Annotated in this window: 18 protein-coding genes; 8 read left to right on the top strand and 10 right to left on the bottom strand. The window is 71.8% G+C overall.

All coding sequences use genetic code 11. The annotated features are described in order from the left end of the window. Positions 1–37 precede the first annotated feature (37 nt). Complete coding sequence (locus tag SLINC_RS40805; RefSeq protein ID WP_067443459.1) at positions 38–3139, bottom strand: glycoside hydrolase family 2 TIM barrel-domain containing protein; 3102 nt, start codon at positions 3137–3139, stop codon at positions 38–40. 266 nt (positions 3140–3405) lie between these two features. Here SLINC_RS40805 and SLINC_RS40800 point away from each other — a divergent pair, with 266 nt between their 5' ends. The 3 genes from SLINC_RS40800 to SLINC_RS40790 all read left to right on the top strand — a co-directional run bounded on the left by SLINC_RS40800 (position 3406) and on the right by SLINC_RS40790 (position 7815). Then, on the top strand, positions 3406–5787 hold the full coding sequence (locus tag SLINC_RS40800; RefSeq protein ID WP_067443458.1) for a SpoIIE family protein phosphatase: 2382 nt from the start codon (positions 3406–3408) through the stop codon (positions 5785–5787). 105 nt (positions 5788–5892) lie between these two features. Beyond that, positions 5893–6489: a DUF4232 domain-containing protein gene (locus tag SLINC_RS40795; RefSeq protein WP_067443457.1), complete on the top strand. Its 597-nt coding sequence runs from the start codon at positions 5893–5895 to the stop codon at positions 6487–6489. A gap of 69 nt (positions 6490–6558) precedes the next feature. Beyond that, positions 6559–7815, top strand: a complete 1257-nt coding sequence (locus tag SLINC_RS40790) for an arsenic transporter (RefSeq protein WP_182449334.1) — start codon at positions 6559–6561, stop codon at positions 7813–7815. Between the two features lie 8 nt (positions 7816–7823). Here SLINC_RS40790 and SLINC_RS40785 read toward each other — a convergent pair whose 3' ends face one another. Both SLINC_RS40785 and SLINC_RS40780 read right to left on the bottom strand, forming a co-directional pair. Further along, a complete protein-coding gene (locus SLINC_RS40785; protein ID WP_067443455.1) occupies positions 7824–9803 on the bottom strand; it encodes an RICIN domain-containing protein in 1980 nt (659 codons plus the stop codon). 367 nt (positions 9804–10170) lie between these two features. Beyond that, a complete protein-coding gene (locus tag SLINC_RS40780; protein ID WP_079164969.1) occupies positions 10171–11094 on the bottom strand; it encodes a helix-turn-helix domain-containing protein in 924 nt (307 codons plus the stop codon). A gap of 83 nt (positions 11095–11177) precedes the next feature. On the opposite strand from SLINC_RS40780, the gene SLINC_RS40775 reads away from it, so the two are divergent. After that, entirely contained in the window at positions 11178–11969 is a 792-nt protein-coding gene (locus SLINC_RS40775; RefSeq protein WP_067443453.1) for a phytanoyl-CoA dioxygenase family protein, read from the top strand. A 2-nt stretch (positions 11970–11971) separates the two neighbouring features. Here the strand turns inward: SLINC_RS40775 and SLINC_RS40770 are convergent, their stop codons facing one another. The 3 genes from SLINC_RS40770 to SLINC_RS40760 all read right to left on the bottom strand — a co-directional run bounded on the left by SLINC_RS40770 (position 11972) and on the right by SLINC_RS40760 (position 14033). Next, positions 11972–12940 carry an aldo/keto reductase gene (locus SLINC_RS40770; RefSeq protein WP_067443452.1) on the bottom strand — a complete coding sequence of 323 codons (969 nt, stop codon included), beginning with the start codon at positions 12938–12940 and terminating at the stop codon, positions 11972–11974. Between the two features lie 106 nt (positions 12941–13046). After that, entirely contained in the window at positions 13047–13565 is a 519-nt protein-coding gene (locus SLINC_RS40765) for a flavoprotein (protein ID WP_067443451.1), read from the bottom strand. 9 nt (positions 13566–13574) lie between these two features. Next, positions 13575–14033, bottom strand: a complete 459-nt coding sequence (locus SLINC_RS40760) for a nuclear transport factor 2 family protein (RefSeq protein WP_067443450.1) — start codon at positions 14031–14033, stop codon at positions 13575–13577. Positions 14034–14128: 95 nt separating this feature from the next. On the opposite strand from SLINC_RS40760, the gene SLINC_RS40755 reads away from it, so the two are divergent. Beyond that, positions 14129–14680, top strand: coding sequence for a TetR/AcrR family transcriptional regulator (locus SLINC_RS40755; protein ID WP_067443449.1), 552 nt, complete (start codon positions 14129–14131; stop codon positions 14678–14680). 2 nt (positions 14681–14682) lie between these two features. Here the strand turns inward: SLINC_RS40755 and SLINC_RS40750 are convergent, their stop codons facing one another. Next, positions 14683–15354, bottom strand: a complete 672-nt coding sequence (locus SLINC_RS40750; RefSeq protein WP_067446306.1) for an FMN-dependent NADH-azoreductase — start codon at positions 15352–15354, stop codon at positions 14683–14685. Between the two features lie 66 nt (positions 15355–15420). Here SLINC_RS40750 and SLINC_RS40745 point away from each other — a divergent pair, with 66 nt between their 5' ends. Further along, positions 15421–16323 (top strand): sigma-70 family RNA polymerase sigma factor, encoded by a 903-nt coding sequence (locus SLINC_RS40745; RefSeq protein WP_067443448.1) that lies wholly within the window; start codon positions 15421–15423, stop codon positions 16321–16323. On the opposite strand, the gene SLINC_RS40740 is transcribed toward SLINC_RS40745, so the two are convergent. Beyond that, positions 16298–16498 carry a ferredoxin gene (locus tag SLINC_RS40740; protein ID WP_067443447.1) on the bottom strand — a complete coding sequence of 67 codons (201 nt, stop codon included), beginning with the start codon at positions 16496–16498 and terminating at the stop codon, positions 16298–16300. The genes SLINC_RS40745 and SLINC_RS40740 overlap by 26 nt on opposite strands. Before the next feature lie 13 nt (positions 16499–16511). Continuing rightward, positions 16512–17711 (bottom strand): cytochrome P450, encoded by a 1200-nt coding sequence (locus SLINC_RS40735; protein WP_067443446.1) that lies wholly within the window; start codon positions 17709–17711, stop codon positions 16512–16514. Between the two features lie 239 nt (positions 17712–17950). On the opposite strand from SLINC_RS40735, the gene SLINC_RS40730 reads away from it, so the two are divergent. Next, the gene (locus SLINC_RS40730; protein WP_067443445.1) at positions 17951–18400 is read left to right on the top strand and encodes a nitroreductase family deazaflavin-dependent oxidoreductase; all 450 of its coding nucleotides are present in this window, start codon (positions 17951–17953) and stop codon (positions 18398–18400) included. Between the two features lie 62 nt (positions 18401–18462). Here the strand turns inward: SLINC_RS40730 and SLINC_RS40725 are convergent, their stop codons facing one another. Further along, positions 18463–19383, bottom strand: coding sequence for a cation diffusion facilitator family transporter (locus SLINC_RS40725; protein WP_067443444.1), 921 nt, complete (start codon positions 19381–19383; stop codon positions 18463–18465). A 155-nt stretch (positions 19384–19538) separates the two neighbouring features. Between SLINC_RS40725 and SLINC_RS40720 the strand changes: the two genes are divergently transcribed. Continuing rightward, positions 19539–20558 carry a glutathione S-transferase family protein gene (locus tag SLINC_RS40720; RefSeq protein WP_067443443.1) on the top strand — a complete coding sequence of 340 codons (1020 nt, stop codon included), beginning with the start codon at positions 19539–19541 and terminating at the stop codon, positions 20556–20558. Positions 20559–20572 lie beyond the last annotated feature (14 nt).

Below are 20572 nucleotides of genomic sequence, written 5' to 3'. Positions count from 1 at the left end.
TCCGTCCGGACCGCTTCGAGGATCGTGCGGGCGGCGGTCAGCCGGCCGGGACTTCCAGCCTGCTGATGCGTATCCCGCCGCGCGCCTCGTCCGGGTGGGCGCTGGTCAGAACGAGCCGCAGCCGGGAGCCGCGCACGGCGTCGAAGGTGAGGACCGTCGGTTCGCCGGAGGCGGTGGCCCAGTCGACGGCCGCCCCCTTGACCGTCACATAGGTCCGCCCGTCCCACACCTCGGCCCGGACCGACGCGGGCAGGCTGTGGGTCGCGCTCAGGGTGAAGGAGACCTCCACCCGGTCGACGGTCCGCGTCCGCCCGAAGTCCACCGAGACCCAGTCCTCGGTCCGGGCTCCGCTGAAGGCGGGCAGCAGCGCGGTGGCGGCCTTGGCGAAGGCGTTGGACCAGCCGGTGGCCGGGTCGCCGTCGAGCATCGCGGCCGGCAGCGTGTCGGGGCGGCCGGAGTAACTGGCGTCGGCATGGGGGTAGTCGGGCGGCGCCGGGTGGTCGGGGCGGAACGCGGCGGCCGGGGTGGTCGCCACCGACCGGGCGGGAGTGGCCCGGACGGTCGCCGTGCCCGGGCGCAGGCCCTCCACCTTTGCGGTCACCTTGACCGCGCCCGGTTTCGTCCCGGCGCGGACGATGGCGAGGGCCTTGCCGCAGAAGGCGGTGCGGGTGCTCGCCTGGTAGCGCTCGGCGCTCTCCTCGCGGCCGTTGTCGAGCCCCGCGAGGGAGCCGCCCGTCACCGCGAAGGAGATCAGGTGCTCGGCGTCGGGCACCACGACTCCGCGGGCGTCGACGACGTCCGCCGTGACGAAGACCAGGGAACGGCCGTCGGCGGCGAGGGACGTGCGGTCGGGGGTGAGGCGTACGGCGTGGGGTCTGCCGGCCGTGCGCAGGACGTCGGTGGCGACCACCTTGCCGTTCCTGCGGGCCACCGCCTTCAACTCGCCCGGCTCGTACGGGACCTTCCAGGTGAGGTGGAGCTTGCCCGCGCTGCCGTTCGGGCTGGTGTAACTGCCCGGGTAGGGGCCGTCGGTGAAGGTCTTGTCGTCACCGGTGGCCTCGGTGGTCTCCAGGTACTCCCGGCCGTCGACGGTCTTCTTGGTGTCGAACGTCCGCGTGCCGAGGGACTTTCCGTTCAGGAACAGCTCCACGGTGGCGACATTGGCGTACGCCCACACCTCGACCGTGGTGCCCTCCTCGTGGTTCCAGGTCATGGGGAGCAGATGGACCATGGGCTCGCTCACCCACTGGCTCCGGAAGAGGTGGTACATGTCCTTCGGGAATCCGGCCGTGTCGACGGCGCCGAAGAAGGACGCCTTCACCGGGAAGACGTTGTACGGCGTGGGCTCCCCGATGTAGTCGATCCCGGACCACAGGAACTCCCCCGCGAACCACTTGCGGTCGCGGTCCTTCTTGTGGCCGTACTCGCCGCTCATCGTCCAGGAGGCGAGGTTGTTGTCGTACGACGAGGTCGCCCGCCTGCCCGGCGTGTGGTTCTCCCCGGTGTTGAGGTGCTCCGGCTCCTGGTAGGTGCCGCGGGTGGAGGTCTCGGAGGAGGACTCGGACTCGAAGAGGAACAGGTGCGGGTAGCGGGCGTGCAGGGCGTCCACCGACCTGGCGGTGTTGTAGTTGAGGCCGAGGCCGTCGAGCTTGGCGAGGAGCAGGTCGCCCGGAGTGCCCGGCGCGGGCACACCGCGGTGCCGGTCGGAGCCGATGACGATCGGTCGGGTGTCGTCGGAGGCCTTGACCGCGGCGATGAGCCGGTCCGCCATGGCGAGGCCGGCGGTGGAGGAGAAGTCGGGGACCTCGTTGCCGATCGACCACATGAGGACGGCGGGCGAGTTGCGGGCGGCCTCCACCATCTCCGTGACGTCCTTGTCGGCCCACTCGTCGAAGAACCGGCCGTAGTCGTAGCGGTTCTTGGGGGTCTTCCAGCAGTCGAACGCCTCCACCAGCATCACGATGCCCAGTTCCTCGCAGACCTGGATCATCTCCGGCGCGGGCGGGTTGTGGGAGGTGCGGAAGGCGTTGACGCCCATCGACTTCATGATGGTCATCTGTCTGCGGATCGCGTCGATGCTGACGGCGGCGCCGAGCGCGCCCAGGTCGTGGTGCAGGTCGACACCCTTGATCTTGTGATAGGTGCCGTTGAGGTGGAAGCCCTCGTCCGGGTCGAAGCGGAAGGTGCGGAAGCCGAAGGGGGTGCGGTAGGTGTCGACGATCCTGCCGTCGACGCGCAGCTCGGTCTCCAGGGTGTAGCGGCGCGGTGTCTCGAAATCCCACAACAGGGGCTTGGGGACGGTGAGTTCATGTCCTTCGGTGGCCCGGCCGTCGACCGTGACCGTGGACGCGGTGCGGGCCACCGTGCGGCCGCGCGGGTCCCTGACCCGTGACCGGATCTCGACCGGACGCGCGGCTCCGGTCTCGTTCACCACCGAGGTGTCGACCTTGACGGTGGCCCGCTCGGCGGTGATCCGGGGTGTGGTGACGTACGTGCCCCAGCGCGCGACGTGGACCGGTTCGGTGACGACGAGGCGGGCCTCGCGGTAGATGCCGCTGCCCGAGTACCAGCGGCTGCTGGGCAGCCGGTTCTGCACCTTGACCGCGATGACGTTCGCGGTGGTGCCGTCGGTGTGCAGCAGGTCGGTGACGTCGAAGGCGAAGCCGGTGTAGCCGTAGGGGTGCCGGCCGACCTCGGTGCCGTTGCAGTGGACGTACGAGTCCATGTAGACGCCGTCGAACTCCACCGAGATCCGCTTGCCCGCGTAGGAGGGCGGCAGGGTGAAGGCGAGGCGGTACCAGCCCAGGCCGCCGGGGAGGAACCCGGTGCCGCTGGTGGTGCCGTGCTCGGTGGTCGGCGCGAGTTCGATGCTCCAGTCATGGGGGACGGCGACCTGGCGCCATCCGGAGTCGTCGTGGCCGGGGGCGGCGGCGTCGGCGTACTCGCCGGTGGGGTCGGTGATCCCGCCCGGGTCGACCAGCGCGAAGCGCCAGCCGTCGCGCAGGGGGACCGTGGCGCGGCCGGCGACTCCCCCCGCGACCACGGCCTCGGCGGCCTGTGCCGCCGGGGTGCCCGCCAGCGCGCCGGCGGCCGGTGCGGCCGCGGAGGCCAGTAGTACCGATCTGCGAGTGACCGTCATGGCGGCTCTCCCTCATCAGGGCCCAGAAGTACTCACAACTGATCGTGAACAAACAGATTCTGACGGCTTGCCGCACGCACCCGTCAAGGGTGCGGAGAGCCGCTTCCGCCCCAGACGTCACAACGGCCGGATTTCCCCCTTGACCACGGCCCGGCCGCGTCATCGTCCGCACAGGAGTTCACGTCCGCGCGGAGGCGTGACGCACTACTCTGGAGCCCGAGTGAAAACATCTGTTCACTGTGAGTGTGCGCAATGGAGTGGCGCCGATGAGCCCCGTGTACCCGCATGACGACGCCGCCACCGCGCGGGCGGTCGTCGACGGGTCCGGCGCACTCACCGAATGGAACGACGGCGCCCGCCGGCTGCTGGGCTGGTCGGCGGACGAGGTCGTCGGCAAGCCCGCGGCCCAGCTCCTGGCCGACGACGAGAAGGCCACCGTCTCCCGGCAGCTCCGCACGAGCGGCACGCTCACGCTCCGCCACCGCGACGGACGCCCCGTGTCCGTGTGGCTGCTCGCCCACCACCGCCCGCCGACGGCCGACACACCCGAGCACTGGCTCGTGGTCAGCCCGCTGGAGGGCCACGGCGCGCGGCAGCCCGAGGACCCGCTCTTCCACGCCGACGTCGTCCAGTCCCCCTGCGCCGTCGCCCTCTACGACGAGCGGCTGCGGCTGCGCCGGTTCAACAGACCCATGGCCGACCTGATCGGCATTCCGGAGGAGCGTCTGCGGGGCCTCAGGCACTCCGAGATCGGGGGCAGACCGGAGAGCGTGGACACCGAGAGGTACATGCACCGGGTGCTCACCACGGGCCGCGGCCAGGATGTGCGGGCCTATGTGCCGAGCGGCCCCGAGGGCCGGAAGAACGCCTGGCTGGCCCGGATGGCCCCGATCACCGACGAGAACGGACGGGTGCGCGGCGTGTGCCTGGCCGTGCACGACTTCACCGAGCAGTACCTCGCCCAGGAGCGGCTGCAACTGGTGAACGAGGCCAGCGTCCGCGTCGGCACCACCCTCGACGTCACCCGGACGGCCCAGGAACTCGCGGACGTCTGCGTGCCCGCCCTGGCCGATTTCGTCAGCGTCGACCTGCTGGACCCCGCGGACACCGGTGGCGACCACGCCGTGGGGCGGCTGACCGCCCCGGTGAGCCTGCGCCGGGCGGCCCATCGGTCGGTCAACCCGGGAAACCCCGAAGCCGTGGCCAAGCCGGGCCAGGTGGACGTCTACCCTTCCCCCTCACCCCAGGCCGACTCCCTGCTGGCGGGCCACACCATCGTGGCCTCGACGGAGACCGGCGACCTCGCCCAGTGGCTCTCCTGGGACGCCGTACGCCTCGAACGGATCCGGCAGTACGGCATCCACTCCACGATGTCCGTGCCGATCCAGGCCCGCGGCCAGACCCTCGGTGTCGCCGTCCTCACCCGCTTCCGGCGGCCGGACGGATTCACCCCCGACGACGTGCTGCTGGCCGAGGAGATCACTGCTCGGGCGGCCGTCTGCATCGACAACGCCCGCCGCTACTCCCGCGAGCGCGAGACCGCCCTCGCCCTCCAGCGCAGCCTGCTGCCCCGGTCGCTGCCGCGCACGGCCGCCGTGGAGGCCGCCTCGCGCTATCTGCCGGCGGCCCGGGCGGGGGTGGGCGGCGACTGGTTCGACGTGATCCCGCTGTCCGGGATGCGGGTCGCGATGGTCGTCGGGGACGTCGTCGGGCACGGCATCCAGGCCTCGGCGACGATGGGCCGGCTGCGCACCGCCGTGCGCACCCTCGCCGACATCGACCTCGCCCCCGACGAACTGCTCACCCACCTGGACGACCTGGTCGCCCGGCTGTCCGAGGAAGCCGGCGGCGACGGCAGCCCCGGCGAGGTGGGCGCCACCTGTCTGTACGCCGTGTACGACCCGGTCTCCCGGCGCTGCACCGTGGCCAGGGCCGGACATCCGGCGCCCGTCATGATCCCGCCGGGCGGCCCGCCCCAGGAGGTCGACCTGCCGCCCGGGCCGCCGCTGGGCCTGGGCGGCCTGCCCTTCGAGTCGGTCGACTTCGCCCTGCCGGAGGGCACCGTGCTGTCCCTGTACACCGACGGTCTGATCGAGACCCGGGACCGGGACGTGGACGCCAGTCAGGCACTGCTGTGCGAGGCCCTGGCGGCCCCCTCCGGTTCGCTGGAGGAGATGTGCGACCGCGTCCTGCACCAGCTGCTCCCGGCGGGCGGTGCCCTGGACGACGTGGCCCTGCTGCTGGCCCGCACCAAAGGGCTGCCGTCCTCGCAGGTCGCCACCTGGGACATCCCGGCCGATCCCGCGCTCGTGGCGCCGATCCGCAAGCAGGTCGTCGCGCAGCTGGCGAGGTGGTCGCTGAGCGAGGTGGCGTTCACCGCCGAGCTGGTGGTGAGCGAGCTGGTCACCAACGCCATCCGGTACGGCGCCCACCCCATCCGGCTGCGGCTGATCCACGACGAGACCACGCTGATCTGCGAGGTGTCCGACACCAGCCACACAGCCCCGCACCTGCGTAGGGCCAGGACCTTCGACGAGGGCGGCCGCGGACTGCTGCTGGTCGCTCAGCTCACCCAGCGCTGGGGCAGCCGGCACACCGGCGACGGCAAGACGATCTGGGCGGAGATCACGCTCGCCGACGCGATGTGAACTTTTCCGCGTCCGGCCGCATCGGACCTCGGTGACGGGGCACAGGGCCCCGTAAGCACGTGAACCGGCTGTTCCCCGTGCGAGGAGTCCGGGAGGTGGACCGGCATGGTCAAGGCGTCCCCAGGCAGGAGGCGGGCGGGCCTGCTCATGAGCGCGGTCGCGGTGCTCGCGGCGGTGGCCGCCTGTGGCACCGGTGCGCAGCAGGCGGGCGCTCCGCGGACCGTGCCAGGTACGGCCGCCCCGGCGACCGACGGGCCCACGACCACCCCGGCCTCCCCCGCCGGCACCCGCTGTCACACTCCCGAGCTGCGCGCGTCCGTCGGCCGCAACAACCCGGGGGCCGGGCAGGAGAACTTCCCGATCGTGCTCACCAACGCCTCGGAGCGCACCTGCACCGTGCGCGGCTACCCGGGGGCGGCCTTCCTCGACGCCTCCGGCAAGCAGCTGGGTCCTGACCCCGCACGCTCCCCCGACCCGCCCGGGACGGTCACCCTGGCGCCGGGCGACAGCGCCTGGGCCGGCCTGACCTTCGCCAACCCCGAGGTCAGCGGGGCCCGCGCGGCCACACCGGCGGCCCTGCTGGTCACCCCGCCGGACGAGCGCGAGCCGCTGAAGGTGACCTGGACCGGCGGTGAGGTGCCGGTGTCCGGGAACGAGTCGACGGTCCGATTGATCACGTTCAGTCCTGGTACGGGGGCGTGAGCCGGCGGGTTTCTTACCCGCACCTGGTTTCATGGACGCGCACACTTGTTCACGCTTGAAGGATCCGCCCTGAACTCCCCGCTCGCCGAAACCGTCTCCGTCCTGCTGCTCGTCGCCGTACTCGCCTGGGCGGTCCTGCGTCCCTTCGGATGGCCGGAGGCGGTGCTCGCGGTCCCGGCGGCGGGGCTGGCGATCGCGACCGGGATCATCTCGCCGGAGCACGCGTGGCAGGAGGTCGAACGGCTCGGGCCGGTCGTCGGGTTCCTGGCCGCCGTGCTGGTGCTGGCCCACTTCTGTGACGTCGAGGGGCTCTTCCACGCGTGCGGGGCCTGGATGGCCCGGCGGGCGGCGGGCTCGCCCGGGCGGCTGCTGACCGCGGTGTTCGTGCTGGCGTCGGCGATCACGGCCGTCCTCAGCCTGGACGCCACGGTGGTGCTGCTGACGCCGGTGGTGTTCGTCACCGCCACCCGCATGGGCGTCCCCGCCAAGCCGCACGCCTACGCGAGCGCGCACCTGTCGAACACGGCCTCACTGCTGCTGCCGGTCTCCAACCTCACCAACCTGCTGGCGTTCGCGGCCAGCGGGCTGAGCTTCACCCGGTTCGCGGCGCTGATGGCACTGCCCTGGCTGGTCGCGATCGCCGCCGAGTACCTGGTCTTCCGGCGCTTCTTCGCCCGCGAACTACTGGAGGTCGCCCCCTCCCCCGAGCCGGCCGAAGCACCCACGCTGCCGGTCTTCGCGCTGGTCACCGTGGGCTGCACACTCGCCGGATTCGTGGTGACCTCCGCCGTCGGCGTCGAACCCGCCTGGGCCGCCCTCGCCGGAGCGCTCGTACTGGCCGGGCGGGCGCTGCTCCGGCGACAGGACACCCCGCTCGGTGTGGTGCGGGCCGCCTCGCCGGCGTTCCTGGCGTTCGTCCTGGCGCTCGGTGTCGTCGTGCGCGCGGTCGTCGACAACGGCCTGGCCGACGGGCTGCGGCACCTGCTGCCCGAGGGGACGGGGCTCGCCGCGCTGCTGGGCATCGCCGTGCTGGCCGCCGTCCTGGCGAACCTGATCAACAACCTGCCCGCGGTGCTGGTCCTGCTGCCGCTGACCGCGGCGGCCGGACCCGGCGCCGTACTCGCGGTGCTGCTCGGGGTGAACATCGGCCCGAACCTCACCTACGCCGGGTCACTGGCCACGCTGCTGTGGCGGCGCATCGCGCACCGGCACGAGCACGACGTCGACCTCGGCGAGTTCACCCGGCTCGGCCTGCTGACCGTGCCGGCCGCCCTCGTCCCCGCGGTGCTCGCGCTGTGGGCGTCGCTCTGGCTCGTCGGGGTCTGAGCCGGCGGTCAGCGGCGACCGTCGTACCCGCCGCCGTAACCGCCGTAGCCACCGCCATAACCTCCGCCATAGCCGCCGCCGTAGCCCGGGTACCCGCCGTACTGGCCGCCTCCGTAGCAGTAGGAGGGGTTGTAGTAGCAGTACGCGTTCGACGGGGCCGTGGCCGACGGGGTCGGCGTCGGGGTCGTCCTGGGGGCCGGCGGGGTGGTGGACGGGGGCGGGGTGGGCGTCGGCGTGGGTGACTTCGACGCCTTGGGGGTGGGCGTCTTCGAAGGTGTGGCCTCCGCGCCCCAGTTGACCACTTCCATCTGCGGGTCGGGCTGGGAGGTGTCGATCACCCAACGCTGTTCGGCGGCGTCGTCGCGGGCCTTGACGACCAGGGCGCCCGCCCCGTCGGTGGCCGCGGGGGTGAGGGCCAGGTCCTGGTCCCAGCGGGGCACCAGAGTGCCCTGGAGGGTGAAGTCGTAGCGGATGTTCTTGGCGCCGGCCGTGGACGCGCCCGTGCAGGGGGCCAGTTGCACCGAGTAGCCGAGGTGGGAGTCCAGGCAGAGGTCGGGGTCCTCCGCGCTGCGCAGCAGCCCGTCGGTGTCGTACGACCACTGCTGGCCGGCCACCGAGGAGCACTTGGTGAGTTCGGTCTCCGCTCCCTTGACGGCCTTCCCGCCGACGACGCCGACGCACAGCCCGGAGGCCACGTTGTGCAGCCGGCCGCGCAGGGTGCCCTGCTTCGCGTCACCGGCACCGGCCCAGGACGGGTCGGAGGCCGAGGCGCCCGTGTCGGTGTCCGCCGCGTCCGAGGGGGTGGCGTCGCCGGCCGTGCCGGTCCCGTCGGACGAACCGAGGGAGGACCACAGCACCAGGGGCAGGACGATGAGCCCGCTCACGGTCAGGACGGCCGCCCCGAGGTTGCGGCGGCCGACGCGCCGGGGCGCCTTCTTGTGGCTGGAGCGGTGCGAGACGGCGCGAGCGCGGCTGCGCGGACCGGCCGCCGGAGCTTCGGACGCGGGAACTTCGGGCGCGGGAACTTCGGGCATCCGCGCGGGCAGCGGGGGCACGGCGTCCGGCAGCGGGAAGAACGACTCGCCCATGATCGGCGGGGCCGGTATCTCCCGCGCGGCCGGCGCGGGCGGGGCATCAGGCTCCTCAGGTACGGCGTTCATGTGCGCGCGGGTCTCGTGATAGGTCTGCGCGGCCCAGCCGAGCACGGCCTCGGCCAGCGCGCCGCCGAGTCCCTGGTTGAACTGGTGCAACTGGTCGGCGGTGCGCCGACAGTGCCTGCACCCTTCCAGATGGGCGCGCAGGTCCTTGTCGATGTCGACGCCGCCGCGGCGGTAGGTCACGTCGAGCAGCCGGAGGTAGTGGCGGCACTCCTGCTCGGGCGCGAGTTCGCGGTGGACCTGGAGGCACTCCTCGCGCAGCCGCTCGCGGGCACGACCGAGTTCGACCCGGGCGTCCTCCTCGTCCAGGCCCAGCAGCGCGGCGGGTACGGCGAGCGGCTCGGCCTCGACCTCGACGTGCCACAGCAGGCAGCGGGCCGACTGCGGCACCCGCTGGAACGCCCCGGACAGCACCCGCCGGTCGGCCGGCGGCAGCAGCCGGGCCGTGGCCCGGTCCCCGTCGCCGGTGTCGGCTCTCAGCTCCGGGTGGAGCATGTCGCGTCTGCGGTCGGTGTCCCATTCGGCGGCGATACGGCGCACCGTGACGAGGAGTCGGGGCCGCCAGGCAGAGGTCGGCCCGGTCTGGCGCAGCGTTTCGCCGAAGAGTCTGGTGAATGCCGCGGTCGTGAGCATTCCCGCGGGACGGACGCCGTCGGTGCAGAGCCGGGCGTAGGCGAAGGCGGCTTCCCAGTGCCGGTCGAGGAGTTCACCGACCGGTTGCAGCGCGGGGGCCGCTCCACTCCACTTCTTGAGCTCGGCACTGAGTTGCTCGTCCGTGACGGCGGACGGGCGAGCGGGAGTCGGAGAATTCGACAGCCCTGCGTCTTTCACGGCGGTATTCCTCCCGAGGACCTGCTGCATAAAGTCCATACCAATGGGTACGTCCGCCTGGACAGCTCTTTTGAAGCATGATGGGGCGTACGAGAGTGGTCACTTGGGCGCAACGAAAAATGTGTATGGTCTGTGCGCCGACACGCCACACCTTTGCACAGGTCAGCGATACCTAACAAGAGATCTCGCGCTTTTGTGCTTTGCGTGCGCGCAGCCTGGATTTGACCCGCCGTCAAGCCCCGGCATCTTAGGTGTTTACGGTCGCATCGGCGCCTTGATTTGGAAATGGGATTCACTTGGCCGCACACCGCGACCACTCAAACCATTGAACGGCCACTACACCGTGCATCCGGCCGGTCCCGCGAGATCATGTTCCAACCATTGAGCAGCGTGCCCGGTAGGCCCCCGGCGGCAGCCCGTGGTGTTCGCGGAAGACCCGGTTGAAGTGGAACGGGCTGGCGAAGCCGGAGGCGGCCGAAATCCGTTCCACGGACAGGTCGGTGCCCTCCAGCAGCCGGGCGGCGTGCCGCAGGCGCGCCTCGCGCAGTGCCCGCATCGGGGACCGGCCGAGCTGCCGGGTGAAGAGGTGGGCGAACCGGGACGGCGAGAGCGAGACGCTGTCGGCGAGCGAACGGACGGTGTGCGGGGCTCCGGGGTCGGCCGCGATCAGCTCCTGGACCCTGCGCACCCGGGGATCGACGCCGGTCCGGTCCGGCGGGGCGTGCGCGGCGCCGGCCGTGAGCAGGAGGACCTCTTCCAGCGCGGACAGGGCGAGTTCCCTGGCGGTGGTGGAGTACGCCACCGCCACCCGGTCGTCCGCCGACGGGGTGGCGGGAGGCGCCCCGGTCCCGGTCCAGCGGGCGTCGGCGAGCATCCGGCCGAAGGCCGCCTCGATCCGGCCGTGCGGCTTTCCGGACGCGCCGGGCACGACGTACATCCCGTCGCCCGTGCCGTACGGCCGGAGCCAGGGGTGCCAGGACGGTCTGGCCCCGCAGTGCACCCACCAGAACTCCCAGTGCGTGGCGCCCTGTTCGACGCCGTAGCCGTGCCGGACGCCCGGTCCCAGGACCACCAGGTCCCCGGCGCCCGCCCCGGTCCCGGTACTCCCCTGGCGCAGTCGGCCCCGTCCGCCGGTCGTCCAGGTGAACAGCCAACTGTCCGATCCCCGGGGCCGGTCGACGCCGTATCCCGGCCGCTCGTCGAAGCGGCCGACCACCACCAGGCCCGGCGGCGGGGCGGGATCGCCGGGGGCGGCAGCGGTCTCGGGCAATCCGCCAGCGGTCACGGGCATCCTCCTGAGGGGCACGGCGGCCTAGCGTGACGAGTGGAACACACCTCGGCGACGAGAATCAGGAAGCGGATCGAAGGGGACACATGACAGTCACGGATATCGCGACAGGGGTCCAGCGGTTCCAGGAGGACGGCTTCATGGTCGTCCGCGGACTGTTCGGATCGGAGGAGATCGACGGGCTGTGCGCCCGGTTCGCGGCGCTGCACGCGGCGGGACCGGTGCCGGGGCACTTCTCGCCGCGCGTGTCGGAGGATCCGCTGCACCGCTATCCCCGGGTGATGCAGCCGCACGAGATCGAGGAACCCGCTCGGCGTTTCCTGCTGGATCCGCGGCTGCGGGACATCCTGGAATCACTGCTCGGCGAGGAGGTGCTGGCCGCGCAGAGCATGTTCTATTTCAAGCCGCCGGGGGCCCGGGGGCAGGCGCTGCACCAGGACAACTTCTATCTGCGGGTCGAGCCGGGCACGTGTGTGGCGGCGTGGGTCGCCTGCGATGTGATCGACCGGGACAACGGCGGTCTGGAGGTCGTGCCCGGCACCCACCGGATGGACCTGTTCTGTCCGGAGGAGGCGGACGCGGAGGTGTCCTTCGCGCGGGAATTCGTGCCGCCGCCCGCGGGGCTCGCGACCGTGCCGGTCGACATGTCTCCGGGGGACGTGTTGTTCTTCAACGGCAGTCTGGTGCACGGCTCACAGCCCAACGGCACCACGGACCGGTTCCGGCGGTCGTTCATCGGGCACTACGTGGGGGCGTCGACCGAGCGGATCGGGGAGTACTACCGGACCATCGCGATGAGCGGCGAGCGGGTGCGGCTGGCCGAGAGCGAGGGCGCAGGCCCGTGCGGTACCGAGTTCGAACCGCACGGGCCCCATTAGCCTCAGTGGCCGGAGATCGGACGGGCCGTGTAAGGCTGCTCCAGCTCCTCGATCTCCTTGTCGCTCAGCTCCAGTTCGACCGCGGCCACCGCGTCCTCGATGTGGTGGGGCTTGCCCGCGCCCACGATCGGCGCGGCCACCGTGTCCTGGGCCAGCAGCCAGGCGAGGGCCACCTGGGCGCGGGGCACGCCTCGGTCGTTCGCGATGCGGGTGACCGCCTCGACGATGGCCCGGTCGCCCTCCTGGTAGAGGCGGCTGCCGAAGTCGTCGTTGGCGCTGCGTTCGGTGACGGTGCCCCAGTCGCGGGTGAGGCGGCCGCGGGCGAGCGGGCTCCACGGCAGGGCACTGACGCGCTGGTCGGCACAGAGAGGCAGCATCTCGCGCTCCTCCTCGCGGTAGAGGAGGTTGTAGTGGTTCTGCATGGAGACGAACTTCGTCCAGCCGTGCCGTTCGGCGGTGTACTGCATCTTGGAGAACTGCCAGGCGTACATCGAACTCGCCCCGATGTAGCGCACCTTGCCCGCCTTGACCAGGTCGTGCAGGGCCTCCATCGTCTCCTCGACCGGGGTGTGCGGGTCGAAGCGGTGGATCTGGTAAAGGTCGACGTAGTCGGTGCCGAGGCGGGTCAGGCTGTGGTCGATCTCCGTCATGATTGCCTTGCGGGACAGTCCGGCGGCGTTGGTCCCGGGCCGCATCCGGCCGTTCACCTTGGTGGCGAGCACGATCTCGTCGCGGTTCGCGAAGTCCGCGAGGGCCTTGCCGACGATCTCCTCGCTGGTGCCGTCGGAGTAGACGTTCGCCGTGTCGAAGAAGGTGATCCCGGCCTCCAGCGCCTGCCGGATCAACGGACGCGAGGCCTCCTCGTCGAGGGTCCACTCGTGCACGCCGCGGTCGGGCAGGCCGTAGGACATACAGCCCAGACAGACCCGCGAGACGTCCAGACCCGTCGAACCGAGCTTCACGTACTGCATCGTTGCCGCTCCTGCCGTCGAGGTGGGTGTGAAGGGGAGCGTACGACGTCATGTGCGCTCCCTGCCCGACGGACCCTGTGTCGCCGGTCCCGCCCGCCGTCCCTCGTCACCGTCCGGTCCGCCCGACCAGGTCCAGCGCCCGCTCCCATGCGAACTCCCCGTCCTGGCCGGGGTCCGCGAACCGCACGCCCATCCCGCGCAGCCGTATCAGGCTGTCCTGGTAGGCGGGATGCGCGGCGAGCGCGTCGGAGACGCAGGGCAGGACGCCGATCGGGACGCCCTGGCCGGAGACCTCGCACAGGGTGCCCAATGCGAGGGTGTCGGCGATACCGGCCGCCCACTTGTTGATCGTGTTGAAGGTGGCCGGGGCCACCACGACCGCGTCGGGGTCCGGGAAGGGCCGCGGGTCGCCCGGGCGGCGCCAGGCGGAGCGGATCGGGCGGCCGGTGCGCGCCTCGACGGCGGCCGGGTCGAAGAAGCCGTTCATGGCGGTCGGTGTCGCGAACACGCCGACCCGCCACCGCCGTTCCTGCGCGGCGGCGATCAGCTCGCCGACGTCCGCGGCGACACCGGCGGCGCAGACGACGACGTACAGAAAGGGCGGTGTCTCGTCCTGGTCGGTCACCGGGGAACCCTACTGAAGCGGGAAGGACAGCCCCCGCTCGGATGCGGGCCGCGGGCCGATGATGCGGCGCTCCTTCTCCTCGATCGCCATGTCGTTGATGCTGGCCTCGCGCCGGGTCATCAGCCCGTGCTCGTCGAACTCCCACAGTTCGTTGCCGTACGACCGCCACCACTGACCCTCGGCGTCCCGGCACTCGTACTGGAAGCGGACCGCGATGCGGTTGCCGTCGAAGGCCCACAGGTCCTTGCGCAGGGCGTACTCGTGCTCGCGGGCCCACTTGGCGGTGAGGAACTCGACGATCCGGGCGCGGCCGGTGACGAAGGTGTCGCGGTTGCGCCACACCGAGTCCTCGGAGTAGGCGAGCGCCACCCGGTGGGGGTCGCGGGTGTTCCAGGCATCCTCGGCGGCCTGGACCTTCTGGGCGGCCGTCTCGCGGGTGAAGGGCGGCAGGGGCGGGCGGTCGGACATGGGATCCTCCGGAAGCAGCAAGGGAGAACGTGCGTTCTCCGGGGTGGCTGCTACCGTAGGAGAACGCTCGTTCTCGCGTCAAGGAGTGGTCGGACATGGACAGCGCAGTGGCCCGGGAGCGGGCGTTGGACGCCGCCGAGGAGCTGTTCTACGGGCGAGGCATCCAGGCCGTCGGCATGGACGACGTCCGGGGCGCGTCCGGGGTGTCCCTGAAGCGGCTCTACCAGCTCTTCCCCGCGAAGGAGCAGTTGGTCGAGGCCTATCTGGAGCGGCGCGACGGGCGCTGGCGCGGACGGCTCGCCGCCCATGTGGAGCGCGAGCAGGACCCCGGGCTGCGCGTCCTCGCCGTCTTCGACTGGCTGGAACTGTGGTTCGGCGAGGAGGGCTTCCACGGATGCGCCTGGATCAACTCCTACGGCGAACTGGGCGCCACCTCGGAGCGCGTGGCGGCTCAAGTGCGGGCCCACAAGCGGGCGTTCGCCGACTACCTGACCTCCCTCGTGACCGCTGCCGGGCACCCCGCCGCCCTGGCCGGGCCCCTGTTCCTGCTGGCCGAGGGCGCCATGGTCACGGCGGGGATCAACGGGAGCACCGGGCCGGCCGTCGAGGCCCGCGAGGCGGCCCGGTCGCTGCTGGAGTCCCGCTGAGATCAACCGGCGGCGAGCGCCGTCACCTCGGCCCTGGCCCGGTCGAGGGACTGGTCCGCGAGCCCCGTCAGGTCCGCCAGGTGCGGCAGCAGTCCGGCGAGGGTCAGCTCGGCGGCCACGAAGTGCGTGGTCCGCACGCCGAGGTTCCCGAAGTAGGCCCTCAGATAGGGCGTCTGGAAGTCGTACGACTCACGTGGTGTGCCGGGGCCGTAACCGCCGCCGCGCGCCATGACCACGACCACGCGGGTGTCCCTCAGCAGGCTCTCGCCGGTGGCGGGGTCGGCGTACGCGCCGGGAAAGGTGACGCGGTCGATCCACGCCTTCAGGGACGCGGGGACGGAGAAGTTGTACATCGGCACACCGAGCAGCACGGTGTCCGCGGCGAGCAGTTCGTCGATCAGCGGACGGGTCAGGTGCCACTCGCGTTCCTCGGCGGCGTTCTCGACCAGCGCCGGGACCTTGTCCGGCGGGACGAAACCCGCGCGCTCCACGCGGCGGCCGAGGCTGGCGTACGCCGGGGTCAGCGCGGGGGCCGGGGTCGCGCACAGGTCGCGGTGCCGGTAGTGAGCCGTCGGCCGGCGGGCCCGCCAGGTGGTGGCGAACAGGCCGGTCAGGCGCCTGCTGACGGAGTCGGCGGCCGTGTCGGCGCTGGCGTCGATGTGCAGGAGGGTCACGTCGGTCACCTCGATCGGGTCGGGTTCGTCAGTGGGGTGACGGAGCACGCGGGAGGAAGGTGACCGATGGACGGGCACGACGAGCTGGCGCGGCGGTTCGAGGAGCGGCGCGGGCGGCTGCGGGCGGTGGCGCACCGCATGCTGGGCTCGGCCGAGGAGGCGGAGGACGCCGTCCAGGAGGCCTGGCTGCGGCTGAGCCGTACGGACGCCGGCTCCATCGACAACCTGGCGGGGTGGCTGACGACGGTGGTCTCCCGGGTGTGCCTGGACATGCTCCGCTCGCGCGCGGCGCGGCGGGAGGAGCCGTACGGCCCCCGGGTGCCGGAGCCGGCCGGTGCGGACGCCCCCGAGGACGAGGCCGTCCTCGGTGACTCCGTGGGCCTCGCCCTCCTGGTGGTGCTGGAGAGGCTGGGCCCCGCCGAACGGGTCGCGTTCGTGCTGCACGACCTGTTCGGCGTGCCCTTCGACCAGGTCGCGGCGGTCGTGAACCGCTCCGTGCCGGCCGCGAAGAAGCTCGCCAGCCGGGCCCGGCACAAGGTCCGGGGCACTCCCGCCGTCCCGGAGGCCGAACTCGACCGGCACCGCCGGGTCGTCGAGACCTTCCTGGCCGCCGCACGGGGCGGCGACCTCGGCGGGCTGCTCGACGTGCTCGCCCCCGACGTGGTCCGCCGGGCCGACCCCGCCGTCCTGCCGCCCGGGGTGCCGGCCGAACTGCGCGGTGCCCGTGCGGTGGCCGAGGGAACCGTGGCGCTGCGCGAACGCTCCCGGTTCGCGGCCCTCGCCCTGGTCGACGGCGACGCGGGCATCGTCGTCGCCCCGCACGGGCGGCTGCTGCTCGCTCTGCCGGTGACGGTACGGGGCGGGCGGATCACGGCCTACGACGTGGTCGCCGACCCGGCGCGGCTGCGCCGGATCGAGCTGGGCGTCCTCGGCCCGCCCGCGGTCAGCGAACGGTCTCGGACACCGTGATGGCGCCGACCGGGCAGGCCCGGGCCGCCTCGCGGACCATGGGGTCGCCGGCATCGTCCTGGCGGCCGGGCACCAGGGTGCTGTAGCCGTCGTCGTCCTGGGTGAAGACGCCCGGCGCGGCCAGGGCGCACTGGCCCGCGCCGATACAGACGTCGGTGTCGATGTCGATGTGCATGACCGCGATCCTCTTACCAGGTCACGGGGAGTTCCAGCATCCCCTGGACGGTGTCGCCGGGCTTGAAGGGGATCTCCTCGGCCGGTGCGGCGAGGCGGAGGGTGGGCAGCCGCTCGAAGAGGCTGCGCAGGGCGATCTCCAGCTCGGCGCGGGCCAGGTTCTGGCCGAGGCACTGGTGGATGCCGAAGCCGAACGCGACGTGGTGGCGGGCCGGGCGGTGCCAGTCGAGGGTGTCGGGGTCGGCGTAGACGTCCTCGTCACGGTTGATGACCGAGGTCGCGAAGACCACGCCCTCGCCCGCCCGGATCGTGGTGCCCGCCACCTCGATGTCCTCGGTGGCCATCCGCAGCAGCCCGTCGGCGATCGACAGCATCCGCATGAGTTCCTCGACCGCGATGGGCAGCAGCGCGGGGTCACCGCGCAACTCGGCCAGCCGGTCGGGGTGCTGGAGAAGCGTGTAGGTGCCGAGCGAGATCATGTTCGCGGTGGTCTCGTGGCCCGCGACCAGCAGGATGAGCGCGAGGGCGATCAGCTCCTCGCGGTCCATCTCGCCCTCGCGCAGCCGCCGGTGGACCAGTTCGTCCAGCACACCGTCCCCCGGGTCCCGCTGCTTCTCCTTACGGTCGATCAACTCGTCGAAGTAGGAGGCCAGTTGCTCACGGGCGTCCAGGACGTCCTCGGCCGCGGGGCCACGCAGCAGCCGCCGGGACTGCCCCTCGAAGAAGTCGTGGTCCGCGTAGGGGACGCCGAGCAGGGCACAGATCACCGTCGAGGGCACGGGCAGCGCGAAGGCGCTCACGAGTTCGGCGGGCGGCCCCTGCGCGATCATCGCGTCGAGCCGCTCGTCCACGACCTGCTGGATGCGCGGGCGGAGTTCGGTGGCGCGTTTCAGTGTGAAGCTGGGGATCATCATCCGCCGCTGGGTGCGGTGCTCGGGATCGTCGACACCGAGCAGCGCGGCCCGTTTGTTCCGCACCGCCGCGAAGCGGGCCGTGGGCGCGGGAAACCGGGGGTGCGTCCGGTCGGTGGACAGCCGCGGGTCGGCCAGCAGGGCGCGGGCGGCGCCGTGGCCGCTCACCATCCAGGCCTGGGTGCCGTCGTAGAGGGTGATCCGGCTCAGCGGACGCTCGGCGCGCAGGGAGTCGTAGCCGGTGGGCGGGTGGTAGGGACAGGTCCGGTCCTGGGGGAAGGCGACGGGCTGTGTTTCCGTCATGGAAGACCTCGCAGACGAAGAGTGCGTCGTGCAGATCTTCATTAGATGCCCCGGGCACCTATGGGGCGACGGCAAGTTCGGCCAGATCGGTGGCGTACGCAAACTGGCCGGAGATGAACGCCGATGGCCGGTCGGCCCTTTGTGGAGACGGCGGGGAACAGGGTAGGGATGGATACCGCGCGTATCGATGTTGAACTCGGTACGAGTCAGCCGTAGTCGATGATGATGGGACGGATGCCATGCCTCTCAAGGGCGAGTACGAACCCAGCCCGGAGCAGTGGGTGCGCGAGCAGGTGGAGTTGTACGAGAGCTCCGGCGGCACCAAGGGAACGACGTTGATGGACACGGGCATGCCCGTCATCCTGCTGACGACCAAGGGCGCCAAGAGCGGCAAGCTGCGCAAGACGCCGCTGATGCGCGTCGAGCACGAGGGGCGGTACGCCGCCGTCGCCTCGCTGGGTGGAGCGCCCAAGCATCCGGTCTGGTACCACAACGTCAAGTCCGATCCCCATGTGGAGCTCCAGGACGGGCCGGCCAAACGGGACATGGTCGCCCGTGAGGTCACCGGGGCGGAGAAGGACGCGTGGTGGGAGCGTGCCGTCGCGGCCTTCCCGCAGTACGCCGAATACCAGAAGAAGACGGATCGGGTCATTCCGGTCTTCGTGCTGGAGCCCGCGGACGGCAGCTGACACCTCGGAAAAAAATCTTGGTCCCGGCGCGCATGGACGTGTGACGACCGGGCACCCGAGCCTCAGGCCCCGCCGCGCTCCCCCGTCGCGGCGGGGCTTTCTCGTGCCTCCGCGGCCAGCCGGTCGGTGACGTCGAGGAAGATCTGGTCGGCTTCCGGGATCGTGCTCGCGATGGACCGCTTGATGCGGACGGCGACCTCCTCGACCCTTTCGCTGTCCAGACCGGGCATCAGATCGACGCGGGCGGCCACCAGGAGCGCGTCGAGCCCCATCTTCATCGTGAACAGCGCCTCCACGCTGTCGATCTCGGGCTGGGCGTCCAGCAGGACCCGGATCCTGCCGCTGGCCTCCGGATCCGCGGCCTCCCCGATCAACTGGGCGCGGGCCTCCCGCCCCAGCCGGTAGGCGACGTAGACGAGCAGTGCGCCGATCGCCAGGGACGCGGACGCCTCCCACACGACCTGCCCGGTCACCATGTGCAGCGCCATGCCGGCCATCGCGAGGGTGACGCCGAGCACCGCGGTGCCGTCCTCGGCGACCACCGTGCGCAGGGCGGGGTCACGCAGGCCGTCGCCGCCCCGGCCCTGCCGGTGCGCCTGGTACAGGGCGCGGACCAGCGAGGCGCCCTCGGCGAGCAGGGCGACGCCCAGGACCACCAGACCCGCCACATAGCCGCTGAGCTTCTCCTCGGAGCCGCCCCGCAGGGCCTCCACGCCCTGGAAGAAGGAGAAACAGCCGCCCATCACGAAGATGCCGACAGCCGCGAGCAGCGACCAGAAGAACCGTTCCTTGCCGTATCCGAAGGGGTGGCGCCGGTCGGCGGGGCGTCGGCTGCGGCGCAGTGCGGCGAGCAGGAAGACCTCGTTCATGCTGTCGGCCACGGAGTGCGCGGCCTCGGACAGCAGGGCGGGTGAGCCGGCGAGCAGGCCGCCGACGGCCTTGGCGACGGCGATCACCAGGTTGGCGGCGAGCGCCACCAGCACGGTGACGCGGGTCCTGCGGTCGGCCTTCTGATGCGGAGATGTCTCTGTCACCTCCGCCGACTGCCCCCGGCGGGATGGGGCACACACCGTGCCGTCGGCGGAAATCGGGGAACGCGTTCACCAGGGCGTACCCCGAGGAGGACGGAGGAGGACACATGAGTGCCGGAGACGACGGCAACGACACCTATGGCAGGAAGGCGTTCAAGCGGTCCAAGAGCCATTTCACGGACCGGGTCACCGCGGACGGCCGGGACGGCTGGCCGGTGGAGGCGGGCCGCTACCGGCTGGTGGTCAGCCGTGCCTGTCCGTGGGCGAGCCGGTCGCTGGTCTCCCGGCGGCTGCTCGGTCTGGAGGACGCCCTGTCCCTCGCCGTCGCCGATCCGATCCAGGACGACCGCAGCTGGCGTTTCACCCTCGATCCGGACGGCCGTGACCCGGTCCTCGGCATCCGCTTCCTGAGCGAGGCCTACGACCGGCGGGAGAGCGACTACCCGGGCGGTGTGAGCGTGCCGGCGCTGGTGGACGTGCCCAGCGGGAAGCTGGTCACCAACGACTACCAGCAGATCACCCTGGACCTCGCCACCGAGTGGACGGCCCTGCACCGGAAGGGGGCGCCCGACCTCTATCCGCAGGCGCTGCGCGACGAGATCGACACGGTGATGGCGGACGTCTACGAGGACGTCAACAACGGTGTGTACCGGGCGGGTTTCGCCACCGTCCAGGAGGAGTACGAGAGCGCCTGCGCGGGCGTGTTCCGGCGGCTGGAGGCGCTGACCCCGCGGCTGGCCCGGCAGCGCTATCTGGTCGGGGACACGATCACCGAGGCGGACATCCGGCTGTTCACCACGCTGGTGCGCTTCGACGCCGTCTACCACGGCCACTTCAAGTGCAACCGCTGGAAGCTGGCGGAGAACCCGGTGCTGTGGGGTTACGTCCGCGACCTCTACCAGACGCCGGGGTTCGGTGACACGGTCGACTTCGACCACATCAAACGGCACTACCACCAGGTCCACACCGGCATCAACCCGACCGGCATCGTGCCGCTCGGCCCCGATCTGTCCGGCTGGCTGTCGCCGCACCACCGCGAGGAACTGGGCGGCCGGCCCTTCGGCGACGGGACACCCCCGGGGCCGGTGCCGGCGGGCGAGGAGATCCCGGCACAGGGACGGCCCTGAGCGCGCGAGCAACC

It is taken from the genome of Streptomyces lincolnensis (genome assembly GCF_001685355.1).
GTDB classification, from domain to species: Bacteria; Actinomycetota; Actinomycetes; order Streptomycetales; family Streptomycetaceae; genus Streptomyces; species Streptomyces lincolnensis.
Note: the sequence above shows the minus strand (reverse complement) of the source record. Positions and strands in the feature narration are given on the sequence as shown.

Bases quoted from the DNA above. Each gene is read 5' to 3' on its own strand.
- SLINC_RS40805 (WP_067443459.1), bottom strand. From the start codon at position 3,139: ATGACGGTCACTCGCAGATCGGTACTACTGGCCTCCGCGGCCGCACCG.
- SLINC_RS40800 (WP_067443458.1), top strand. From the start codon at position 3,406: ATGAGCCCCGTGTACCCGCATGACGACGCCGCCACCGCGCGGGCGGTC.
- SLINC_RS40795 (WP_067443457.1), top strand. From the start codon at position 5,893: ATGGTCAAGGCGTCCCCAGGCAGGAGGCGGGCGGGCCTGCTCATGAGC.
- SLINC_RS40780 (WP_079164969.1), bottom strand. From the start codon at position 11,094: ATGCCCGTGACCGCTGGCGGATTGCCCGAGACCGCTGCCGCCCCCGGC.
- SLINC_RS40775 (WP_067443453.1), top strand. From the start codon at position 11,178: ATGACAGTCACGGATATCGCGACAGGGGTCCAGCGGTTCCAGGAGGAC.
- SLINC_RS40770 (WP_067443452.1), bottom strand. From the start codon at position 12,940: ATGCAGTACGTGAAGCTCGGTTCGACGGGTCTGGACGTCTCGCGGGTC.
- SLINC_RS40760 (WP_067443450.1), bottom strand. From the start codon at position 14,033: ATGTCCGACCGCCCGCCCCTGCCGCCCTTCACCCGCGAGACGGCCGCC.
- SLINC_RS40755 (WP_067443449.1), top strand. From the start codon at position 14,129: ATGGACAGCGCAGTGGCCCGGGAGCGGGCGTTGGACGCCGCCGAGGAG.
- SLINC_RS40745 (WP_067443448.1), top strand. From the start codon at position 15,421: ATGGACGGGCACGACGAGCTGGCGCGGCGGTTCGAGGAGCGGCGCGGG.
- SLINC_RS40740 (WP_067443447.1), bottom strand. From the start codon at position 16,498: ATGCACATCGACATCGACACCGACGTCTGTATCGGCGCGGGCCAGTGC.
- SLINC_RS40735 (WP_067443446.1), bottom strand. From the start codon at position 17,711: ATGACGGAAACACAGCCCGTCGCCTTCCCCCAGGACCGGACCTGTCCC.
- SLINC_RS40730 (WP_067443445.1), top strand. From the start codon at position 17,951: ATGCCTCTCAAGGGCGAGTACGAACCCAGCCCGGAGCAGTGGGTGCGC.
- SLINC_RS40720 (WP_067443443.1), top strand. From the start codon at position 19,539: ATGAGTGCCGGAGACGACGGCAACGACACCTATGGCAGGAAGGCGTTC.